This is a genomic window from Streptomyces sp. WMMB 322, assembly GCF_900090145.1.
Taxonomy (GTDB): domain Bacteria; phylum Actinomycetota; class Actinomycetes; order Streptomycetales; family Streptomycetaceae; genus Streptomyces.
On the sequence record NZ_FMHI01000001.1, the window covers coordinates 147,859 to 158,620 of the forward strand.

7 protein-coding genes are annotated in these 10,762 nt (G+C 68.5%); 3 read left to right on the forward strand and 4 right to left on the reverse strand.

Annotated elements, in window-relative coordinates; genetic code table 11:
• Nucleotides 1-21 precede the first annotated feature (21 nt).
• Entirely contained in the window at nt 22-2,790 is a 2,769-nt protein-coding gene (locus H180DRAFT_RS00695; RefSeq protein ID WP_055483992.1) for an ATP-dependent helicase, read from the forward strand.
• Nucleotides 2,791-3,230: 440 nt separating this feature from the next.
• On the opposite strand, the gene H180DRAFT_RS00700 is transcribed toward H180DRAFT_RS00695, so the two are convergent.
• The 4 genes from H180DRAFT_RS00700 to H180DRAFT_RS00715 all read right to left on the reverse strand — a co-directional run bounded on the left by H180DRAFT_RS00700 (nt 3,231) and on the right by H180DRAFT_RS00715 (nt 8,191).
• The gene (locus H180DRAFT_RS00700) at nt 3,231-3,584 is read right to left on the reverse strand and encodes a hypothetical protein (RefSeq protein WP_055483993.1); all 354 of its coding nucleotides are present in this window, start codon (nt 3,582-3,584) and stop codon (nt 3,231-3,233) included.
• Nucleotides 3,585-3,919: 335 nt separating this feature from the next.
• On the reverse strand, nt 3,920-5,449 hold the full coding sequence (locus tag H180DRAFT_RS00705; RefSeq protein WP_139151330.1) for a High-affinity nickel-transporter: 1,530 nt from the start codon (nt 5,447-5,449) through the stop codon (nt 3,920-3,922).
• The gene (locus H180DRAFT_RS00710; protein WP_079099739.1) at nt 5,446-6,777 is read right to left on the reverse strand and encodes a tetratricopeptide repeat protein; all 1,332 of its coding nucleotides are present in this window, start codon (nt 6,775-6,777) and stop codon (nt 5,446-5,448) included. The genes H180DRAFT_RS00705 and H180DRAFT_RS00710 overlap by 4 nt, the downstream gene beginning before the upstream one ends.
• A gap of 7 nt (nt 6,778-6,784) precedes the next feature.
• Entirely contained in the window at nt 6,785-8,191 is a 1,407-nt protein-coding gene (locus H180DRAFT_RS00715) for a DUF4331 domain-containing protein (RefSeq protein ID WP_254665812.1), read from the reverse strand.
• Nucleotides 8,192-8,764: 573 nt separating this feature from the next.
• Between H180DRAFT_RS00715 and H180DRAFT_RS00720 the strand changes: the two genes are divergently transcribed.
• Entirely contained in the window at nt 8,765-9,454 is a 690-nt protein-coding gene (locus H180DRAFT_RS00720; protein ID WP_055484425.1) for a hypothetical protein, read from the forward strand.
• A 544-nt stretch (nt 9,455-9,998) separates the two neighbouring features.
• Entirely contained in the window at nt 9,999-10,697 is a 699-nt protein-coding gene (locus H180DRAFT_RS00725; RefSeq protein ID WP_055483996.1) for an NADPH-dependent F420 reductase, read from the forward strand.
• The last annotated feature ends 65 nt before the right edge of the window (nt 10,698-10,762 follow it).

Genomic DNA, 10,762 nt, shown 5'->3' on the forward strand with positions numbered 1-10,762 from the left:
TCAGCCAATCCGGGGGGAACAATGCAGTTCACGGATGCCCAGCGCACCGCTATCGGCACCCACGACGATGACCTTCTCATCGTTGCCTGCGCAGGTTCCGGTAAGACGGAGGTGATCTCACAGCGGATCGCCGGCCTGATCGGGCGGCCCGGCGTTCAGCCCAGGCACATCGTCGCCTTCACCTTCACCGAGAAGGCCGCAGGCGAGCTGAAGGAGCGTGTGCACGCGCGGATCCGTGAACTCCACGGCGAGGTGCACGGCCTCGCTGAGATGTACATCGGCACCATGCACGGGTACGCACTGGACCTGCTGCACAGCCACGTGCCGGAGGCATTCAAATACAACGTCCTCAATGACGTGCAGACCCGACTGATCATCGACAAGTACAGCACCAGGTCAGGACTGACCACGACAAACGCAGTCGTCAACGGCACCTCGAAGCCCCTGCGGCGCTGGGTCAACTCCAAGCTGTACCAGCAGGTCATGTCGATCCTTCGGGAGGACGATGTGGACCTGGACAGACTCCGCCCCGATGTAGCGGATGGACTCGACAAGTACATGCGGCTCCTCAGCGAGCGCGCGTACTTCGACTACACGGCCATTCTCCACAACGCCGCTGTTCTGCTGAACGACGACAACGAGGAATGTGACGAGTCCGTGCTGAGCCTCCAGCGGCACGTCAAGGAAACCGTCAAGTACGTCGTCGTCGACGAATACCAGGACACCAACCCGATCCAGGAACAGATGATCCGTGGGCTCACCCGCTACGGGGCGAACCTCTGCGTGGTCGGCGACGACGACCAGACGATCTACCAGTGGCGCGGCAGCGCCGTCGAGAACATCCTCACGATTGAGAACCGCTACGAGGATGTCCGACGTGTCACTCTGAATGAGAACTTTCGCTCCAGCCCCGCCATCGTCGACCTCGCACGCCGCATCGTCGAGGAGATTCCCCTCGGCGAGCGCCTCAGTAAGGCGATGACGGCCGCAGGCCACCAGACATTCGAGCGCGGCGACCTACTGGCGCTCGAGTTCCCCGACACGGATGCCGAAGCCGCCTGGCTCGTCGATCGCATGGAGCGGTTGCGCGGCGTCGCGTTCCAGGACCGCGAAGGCGGCGATCCGCGTGGACTCGACTGGTCCGACTTCGCCGTCCTGTTCCGCTCCGTCAGGGCTGACGCCGGCCCGCTCGTCGAAGAGCTCCGCCGCCGCGACATCCCGTACGTCATCAAGGGCCTTACTAAGCTCTTCGAAACACCGGAGGTGCAGGCCGCCGTCGCCTGCTTCCGGTTCGTTGCCGGAGAAGCTGATGAGCAGGACGTCATCGACGCATGGCTCGACGCCGGCGTCGGGCTAGCGGAGTCCGACGTCCGAGCCGGACTTCCCGTGCTCACCACGACCATGCAGTGGGACGCCTCCAAGCCCTGGGATTCCACCACACTCCAAGGCGTCTTCCTTGATTTCCTAGAAGCCGTGGGGCTGCGCGAGGAGCGTGTCCCGCAGGAGCGAGGCGAACTCGTCTACTACAACCTCGGCCGGCTCTCCACCGCGATCGGAGACTTCGAGCGCATCCACCTCACCAGCGAACCTCAGCAGCGGTTCGACGCGTTCGCGAAGTGGGTCGAGTACCAGGCGCCCAATTACTACGAGGAGTCCGACGGGGACAACGGCTACGCTCAGCCCAACGCTGTCGTCATCGCCACTGTCCATCAGGCCAAGGGCATGCAGTGGCCTGCCGTCTTCCTGCCCGCCCTGCGCAAGAACACCTTTCCCGCCTCCGGCCGGGGTGGTCTCGGCGTCTTTCACGTGGTCGAGGAGAACCTCGTTCCAGGCGCAGCCCGCTACCGTGGCACGGAAGCGGACGAGCGTCGTCTCTTCTACGTCGCAGTCACTCGTGCCCAGAAGTTCTTGGCACTCACCTTCGCCCCCAGCAAGAAGCGCACCGGCAAGAAGCGCTCGGGCTTCTTCAACGAGGCCACGCAGGTCCACACCCTCCTGACCCGCGAGATATCCCCGTCCCCCGACGGCCGACTCACGCCTGCGCCCATGCGCGGCATCCCCGAGGTCGTCATGTCCTTCTCGGACCTGAAGTACCTTTTCGAGTGCCCGTACTCCTTCAAGCTCCGTCTGCTCTACGGCTTCGACTCGCCCCTGCAGAAGGAACTCGGCTTCGGCAAGTCTCTGCACGACGTCATGGCGGAGATCCACAAGCGCGCCATCGAGGGTGACATCGCCGCTTCAGAGGAAGCGGCAGATCTCGTGGACCGTCATCTGAACCTTCCCTTTGCGAACAAGGCGGCCGCCGACCAACTCCGCCCCGCTGCTGAGATAGCTGTGCGGCGTTACCTGGAGCGCCATGGTGCGACCCTGCACCAGACGAGGTACTCCGAGCAGGTTGTAGAGATCCACCCAGTTCCGGGCGTCACCGTGACCGGCCGCGTCGACTTGATTAAACGACTGGACACCAATGAGACGTCAGTCGTCGACTTCAAGTCGAGCGAACGCGCCCAGGCCGAGGATCTCACCCGCGACCAGCTGCATCTGTACGTGCTTGGCTACCAAGAGTTGACCGGTGAGAACGCGGATGTCGTCGAAGTGCTCAACCTCGACAAGGCGGGACGTGACACCCGCGAGGTGGTGGACCCCAAGGTCATGACCTCGCTCGGCAAGCGGGTCACGGAGGCCGCGGATTCCCTGCGAACGAACCGGCTGCCCCGCCTTGATAACTGGTGCTCGTCCTGCGCTGGCTGTGACTTCGCGGGCATCTGTCGCACGCGCGAGAGTGACTGACCTTGGTCTGAGCGAGACGGGCTGTGGCCGAGGCTCGGCTCCGGTACGAGGCATGAAGAAGAAGTGCCTGCTCCCTTTGGGGCGTGCCACACCGACGTCCATAGACCTGTCGAAACGGTCGCTCTCGGTGAAGGTCGAGGGGCATCCCGGCCGAGTGGTCGACGATCCAAGTGATCTTGAGGCTTGCTAACGAGGTGCTAATGGTCCTCCGCAACGTCGAGCGCATAAAGGTGCAGGTCGGGCAGTTGATGGGGTGGAACGCAGCGAGAAACGCCAGGTGAGCGACCCCCGCGACTCCCACCAACGCGCTTGTAAACAGAAGGTCGTCGGTTCGAATCCGACAGGCGGCTCCGGAGAAGTAGCAGGTCAGAGGCCCCGTTCCGTGATCGGAACGGGGCCTCTGCGTGGTGTACAGCAGTGAAGTACAGCAGCGACGCCAGTCACCGCGAGCCAGACCTCTCGCGGCGGTGACTCTGCGGGACCTCCGGCTCGGAGCGCTCGACGGGACTGTAGGCCCGCCAATCGTCGGGGGCGGCGCTACCGTCGTTGTGCACCACCTCGGACAGAGCCTTCTTGGTGATCACCTTAGATAGGTAGCCGGAGCCGAAGGCAATGTTCATCACCACGTACCAGAACTTCTCAGCGTCCGTCCTTTCGACCAGGCCGTACTCGCTGAGCGCTTTCTTTGCGGGAACTTTGGCGAGGTAGGACGCGCCGAACGCCAGGCATCCGAACACGTACCAAAATGCCTCTGCGGTCGTCGTGTGACCCCGGCCGAGAACCTGCTGCGACATCGCTTCCACCTCTCGAGAGCTATCGCAGGGCCCGGCGTCTGCACCTGTCGGGTCCGTATCTCCATTTTGCTTCGTTAACAGGGCACAGACGAATTTCAACGGACAGAGCCCGTCCGCGATGGGCACGGGGCTCTGCCGAGCGGAGCGATCGGTGGCACGTCAAGCCGGGTTGCTACTCAGCGGCGAGCGGCCAAGAGTCCTGGCCGAAACCGCGGGAGACCCGCTGCAGTGCGTCGCGGATCTCCTCGTCGCTCGCCTCGGGCGACGTGAGTGGTCGGCCGGGCGAGCTAGTCGGTCAGGGGCTCAAGGGCGGGTTCCCGTTGCCGCGCTCCATGTCACAGCGGTGACAGGCTGCGAAGGGTGAGGGCGAGGCCGACGGTCAGGACGGCGAGTGCGGTGAGGAGGGTGCCGTACCGGGTGTAGCGGGACCATGCGGGGAGGCGTCGCTCAGCGAGCGTGCTGAGGCGGTTGCCGCTGCCGGAGAGCAGCAGTCCGGCTGCGGTGAGGGTGGCGGCCATGCCGAGCCCGTAGCCGAGGACGAGCAGCACTCCGAAGAAGGTGCGGCTGAGGGAGACGGCGCCGAGCAGCACGACCAGGGCGGAGGGGCTTGGTACGAGTCCGCCGGCGAGGCCGACGCCGAGGAGGGAGGGCAGGCCCGTGGCCTTGCGGGCCTCTTCCTTCCCGGGGCGTGGATGCGCGTGACCGTGACCGTGACCGTGGCCGTGCGCATGGGTGTGATCGTGCGGGTGGTGGTGCCGGTGGTGCCAACTGGTCGGCGGGCGGGCGGTGTTGAGGGCGCGTACGGCCGTGATGACCAGCCACGCGCCGATGGTCGCGATGATCAGGCCGCTGATCGTGCCCAGCCAGCCCAGCAGCCGATCTCCCAGCAGGCTTCCGGAGAGGGTCAGGGCGAGGCCCACGACCAGCACGCCTGTGGTGTGTGTGGCGGTCACGGTCGCGCCGACGGTCAAGGCGGCCCGGACGCCGCCCGTGCGGCGGGCGAGGCAAGCTGCGACGGCGAGTTTCGCGTGTCCGGGCAGGGCGGCGTGACCGGCGCCCAGGAGGACGGTGAGCAGGACGCCGAGGAGCCCTACCGGAAGAGTGAGGTCGCGGCTTGTGGTGAGCGCGGTCAACTCCCGTTCCAGAGCGGGGAAGAGGGAGGTGCCGGCCGCGACTGCGGGGCCCGTGCCGGGCGCGGCGTCGTCCGTGCCGGTGGAGGGCCGGCCGTCGCCGGGGCGCGTGCGCAGGCTTGCCGTGGTCTGGTTCGGCGGCTCGTCGGCGGCGCCCGCGGGATAGCGGCGCAGCCCCGCGCTCGCGCTCCGTTCCGGGACGGACGACGCGGTCAGCCGCACCCCGTTTCCGGCCGTGGCGGTGATCTCTTTCCAGCCGGTACGGCGCCGGTCCGCCCCCGAGACGAAGGTGATGACGGCCGCCCGTGACAGATCGGCCTCGGCGCGGAGGCGGCAGGTGAGCCGGGCGATCGGCAGACCGGCTGTGCCCTTGCCGTATGTGAGGCGGCTGGAGCGCACACGCCATTCGCGGCGACGGCTGTCGACCGTCACCTGGGAGGCGCCGGCGAGCCGGGAGCAGCGTTGCCGGGCGCGGGTGGCGGCCTCGGCCCGGGAGACGTCTCCGTCGTCGTCCGTATCGGTCTTCTCGCGGTCCTGGGCGGTGGGGATCTCCGCGCTGTCGACGACGGCGGTGTCCTCGATGTGCCCCGATGACAGCCGCAGTCCGTCGTGGTGGTTGAGGCTGAAGTTGCCCAACGGGTGCGCGTGCGCGCCGGGCGCAGCTCCGAGGCAGATCAGCATCGCGAAGATCGTCGTCATGAGGACGCGGAGCGGGGTACCAGAATGCTGGATCACCGGCGGTCACCGTGCTCTTCGGCGGTGGCGCCGCCGGCTCGGTGGAGCAGCCGGGCGGCGCGGGGAGCGTGGTAGGGCGAGAAGTGCGGGTTGAGCCGGAGCGCCTGCCGAAGGTGGCGGTCGCCCGCGGCGTCCTGCCCGAGCCGGTGTTCGATCACTCCCCGGTGGTAGTGGAAGAGCGCGTTCTTCCACCCCGTGCGGGCCGTGGCCCTGGCGTACGTCAGTGCCTCGGCGTCGCGTCCCGTGCGGTGCAGCGCCCAGCCGAGCGCGTCGGCGACGATGACGCTCCGCGAGCGTTTCCACTCGCGTCGCAGCAGTGCGACCGCGGTCGCCGGGTCGCCGTGGTCGGCCTCGTACAGGGCGAGGTGGGGATCGACGGGGCCGCCCGTGGCGCGCAGTACCCGCGCCTGCGCTTTCAGTCCGGCGAGTGCGCCCCTGTCCGGTGAGCCGGGCCGTGCCAGCCGCAGTTCCGCGGCTTCCAGCAGGAATCGGGGCAGCGGCGTCCGTTCGACGAGCCGGTCGTACGTCCTGAGAGCCTGCGCCCGGTGTCCGCGTGCCGCCTGAAGCCGGGCGAGCCCGGCCGTGGAGTAGGGGTGGTCCGGCACCGTGGCGATTGCGCGCTCGAAGTGCCGTTCGGCACGCGGTAGTTCGCCTTGTGACCAGGCCAGTTCGCCGAGCCGGGACTCGGCGAAGGCCGTCTCGTCGGGTGTCTGGGCGCTTTCGGCGGCTCGTCGGAGGGCGAGGGCGGCGTCCTGGTTGCGGCCGTGGGTCTCCAGGTCGTAGGCGGCGCGGCTGTATGCGGCGGTGGCCGGCTTCAGGTCGAGCATGCGCTGAACGGCCGTACGGGCGGCGCGGTAGTGCCCGAGCTGGATCTCGGCGTCGGCGAGCACTCCGTAACCCTCGGCGCGGTCGGGTGCCATCCGCGTGCTGCGCAGACCCCATCTGCGCCCTGTGGTGAACTCGTGCCGTGCGTTGGCGAGTTGCCCCATGCCCGTGGCCGCCGGGTAGTTGGCCGTGCGCTTCAGGGTGAGCGACCGGCGCAGGGCCTTCCCGGCCGCATCGAGCCGTCCGGAGTCCAGCGTGGTGCGGGCTCTTTCGAGCTCCGCGTGCGCCAACTCCGACCAGGCGCCGGGGTCTTCCGGTGCCTTGTCGACCGCCCGGCGCGCCACCGAGAGGGGATCGTAGGCCCCGGCCCGGTGCGCGGTGCGCGGCCCCGGAGCAGGGGACGGAACGTCGTCGCTGGAACCGTCCGGCCCCATGGCCAGCAGTCCCGCGACGCATGCTGCGACGGCGCACGCTCCGCCGACTGCCGCGCCCCGGCGCTTCACATGAGCCTCACAGTGCCGCGTGCGGCGGATTGAGGTAGGGGAAGGTGTCCTGCGCGTCCGCGGGCTGGAGCTTGAAGTCCGGGGTCGGCAACAGGTGTTCGGCGGACGGGCCTGCGGGCTCACCCATGAGCATGCGGATCAGGGGCCCGTCGATGGTGTCGTTGAGCCGGCGCCCGTTCGGGAAGCCCTGCTTGTCGCCGTCGATGAGGCCGTCGGGATTCGGGTTCCTCGTCACAGGGGTGGTGAGGTTCAGCCGCAGTTCCTCCGCCGGGACGATCTTCGACGGGTCGGCGTCGGCGTTCATGGCGTGCGTGTTGAGGTCGTAGCCGAACTTCGCCCCGTTGTCCTCTCCGATGCCGCGCAGGAACAGTGCCTCGATGTCCTTGCGCGGTGCGGCCGGAGCCTCGACCCCGTGGGCCCGTTCGATGCGGTGCGGCGGTTTCGGGTCGTTGACCGCGGCGAGGAAGTCCTTCTCCAGGTGGTCGTCCTCGGGGTCACGCTGCTGGAAGCGGTCCTCGGGGCCGCCGGGCCGGGCCAGCCCGACGGTCGAGCCGAAGACGCCGAACGCCAGGTGCGGGTTGCCGTGCCGGGAGACCTGACGGAACACCGGCTCCTGCGAGGACAGGCCCCTGCTGAGGTCCGCGCCCGGACGGGAGACCGAGGCCCACACGCCGACGACCGGATTGCGCTGCGGATCGTTGCGCAGCGCGATCGACTTCTTGGGCACCTGGACGACAAGGCTGTTGACGTTCAGCGCCGACAGGGGCTGCGCGTCGGGCAGCCAGCCGCGTACCGGTCCGGCCGTGCCGACGGTGTAGAGCCCGAACACTTGGGAATCCGCCTTGAACGCCTCCGCCGACTGACCGGCCAAGGTCCGTCCGCCGCCGGGCAGTTGCCGGACGGCTTCCTCTCGCAGCCTGCCGTAGTCGGGCATGAGTGCACGGCCGGCGTGTGTGGGGGCGGCGACGCCGTCGCCGACGAGCGTCTCGGGCTTCGCTCCGCTGCGGACGCGCTCCAGCGTGTATGTCTGGCGGACTCTCAGGGAGCTGTCGTCGAGCGAAGTGACCTGCCCGGGCCCGACCTTGGGGCCTGCCTTGAGCGGCCTGCGGTCGTCATCGGCGAAGGTCCAGCGGTAGGTGGTGTCCGGAGTGCCGTCGCCGTCGGCGTCCGTGTCGATCTCGTACCGGGCCCCGGTGGCGAACGGGTGGTCGGCAACCGAGCTGGTCGCGTTTCCCGGCAGCTGGAACGGACGGACGTTGGCGATCAAGGTGACCATGTCGTGGTCGTCGGGACTGGTGAAGGCGTAGACATCCGTGATGTCGGCCGGTGCGTCGGCCAGCGACGACGGGGCGTCGACGTGACCGCCGGCCTGGCTGACGGACAAGAGCGGACCGGACAGGGCGGCGCCGGTCACGAGGGTCGCACCTGTGAGGAGAGCGATCCGGCGACGGCTCGGGCCGGCGGCCCAGGGCCTGCGGAACAAGTGCATTGAGTGCTCCAGGTGTTGAGGACGGCATCCCGGAGCCACAGCGTGTCGCGCAGCTGGATCTTGCCGAGCTGTTCTCCGCCGACACCACACGTGTGAGGTACCTACTGCGCCGGGAGGACTGACCCGGCAGGCGGCGCATTGACGGCCCGTCAAGAACGGACGTGCGGTGGGTCATCGGGCGTCGCCTCCCGAAGAGTGCCTCTGTGCTGCGGTTTCGACGGGGCCCGCGGTCCCTTCAGGAAGGCCGGGACGACAGGAGCAACACCCGAAATAGCTGGTTTCTCCGGCAAGTCTGGCTTTGCGGTCATGAGGGGCTTACTCATGGACTGTGCCAGCCGGCGAGTGGACCGCTGTGCAGCCGCGGTGGTTGCACGGCGGTGCCTCGACGCCGGTTCCACGAGGGCCTGTTCGGGCGGCTTCACGGTTCCCGTCATGCCGTGGCTCGCCGCCGCCCGGCACCGGCCTGACCTGTCCCGATTTCGGAAGGGTTCACCGTTCATGTTCAAGCACGGACTCCGTCGCCGTCTTGCCCTGCTGGCCTCCGCGACGGCGCTGCTGCTGCCGCTCGGGATCGCCCAAGCGGGCGCCGTCACGCCCGCCACGGCGACAACCGCGTCCGCCGAAGGGCCGATTCCCGGCGCGTACATCTCGCCCTGGGGGAGCGCGGACGTTGAGATCTCCCCGCAGGCCCAGCGGTGGCTGCAGAAGGAGGGCATCGCCCTGGAGGCCATCAGCCCGTTCACAATGCACCCCGACGGCAAGGGCTTCAGCATGCCGATCGGATCGACGGCCGGCGACGGCCTCGATTCCAAGGGCCGCATCTACTACCCCGGCGGTCTGAGGCTCCACCACGCCGAATCCGGTCAGACGGTCACCCTGAAGCCGACGTGGATTCGTGTCATGCCCCGGCCGGGGTACTCCGCGGGCCTGGAGGTGAACGGCCGGACGTTCTCCGAAGAGACGCAGATCGCCGACACCGACTACTTCGAGGCGATGAAGGGCGCCCGCCCCAGCCCGACCGGTTTCCGACTGGAGAAGATCCCCTTCTACTTCACACAAGAGGTCGAAGACCTGATCGAGGCGCACAGCGACATCGACGCTCCCGACGGAGGCACGCCTCTGGGCACGCTCACACCGCACTTCGACTACATCCCGGGGAAGCCGGCCTTCCCCGGCCTGCCAGGCTGACACGTACCTGTTCCGCGACCAGCGATGCAGCGGCACCCGCCGCCGGGCGCACCGGCGGCGGGTGCACGCCTGAGCATCGCCTTTCCCCCGAAGGCCCGCCGTACAGCCGGCGCACCGTCGAGCCGGTGAAGCGGCGCCCGGCATCCGCCCGCCGCCGCTCGTCTTCCTTCCTTGCCGCCCGCTGCTCCGAGGGCATCGCCCGTCCCCGTGTGCTCCGCCGTGGCCTCCAGTCCCGTGCACCCCAAGTGCGCACCCGCGCGCAGGTGTTCAGTGCCGGCGTGAGCGTGACGTGCCGTGGGTGGCTTTGCCCTTCGCCGTCCGCCGCGGCCTTGGGCATCGCGGTTCAGGAAGCTTCCGGCCCCCCGATGTGATCGTTCCGCTTTCACCCCTGCCCCGGTCCGTCAGCGCCCGTAGGGCCGGCCGGTTCGGCGGGCACGACGCAATGCCTGCTGTGGGTGCGACACCGTTGAGATTGCAATACCGAACCACTCGGTTTAGATTTTAGCCAACACGGTCACGCACATCCCTTGGAAGGGGCCACCCCATGCGTTACGCAGTTCTCGGCACCGGCGTCGTCGGGCAGGTCATCGCCGGCAAGCTCGCCTCCCTCGGCCACGAGGTCGCCGTCGGCACCCGCGACCCGGAGGCGACCCTGGCCCGGAGCGAACCCGACGGTTACGGCAACCCGCCGTTCGCCCACTGGAAGGCCGCCCACGAACAGGTCCGCCTGAAGACCTTCGCCGACGCGGCCGCCTGGGCCGAGAGCGTGGTCAACGCCACCTCGGGCGCCGGCAGCCTGCAGGCCCTTGATGCCGCGGGCGCGGCGAACCTGGCGGGAAAGACACTGGTCGACATCGCCAACCCCCTGGACTTCTCCCAGGGAATGCCGCCCTCGCTGAACCCGGTGAACACCGACAGCCTCGGCGAACAGATCCAGCGGCTCTTCCCGCAGGCGAAGGTGGTCAAGACCCTCAACACCATGAACTGCCAGGTCATGGTCGACCCCGCGAGAGTGTCCGGGGAGCACACCGTGTTCGTCGCCGGCGACGACGCCGATGCCAAGAAGGCGGTCAGCGAACTACTGGTCTCCTTCGGCTGGCCGCACGGCAGCATCCTCGATCTGGGGTCGATCGACGCCGCCCGCGGCACCGAGATGCTGCTCCCGATCTGGCTGCGCCTGTGGGGCGCGGTCGGTCACGCCGACTTCAACTTCCACATCCAGGGCGGACACACTGCCGCCTGACCGCCCGGACCGTCGCAAGTCCCCGGCCCCGGTGGCCGGTTGGCCGACTGGTCCGGACGCGCGAG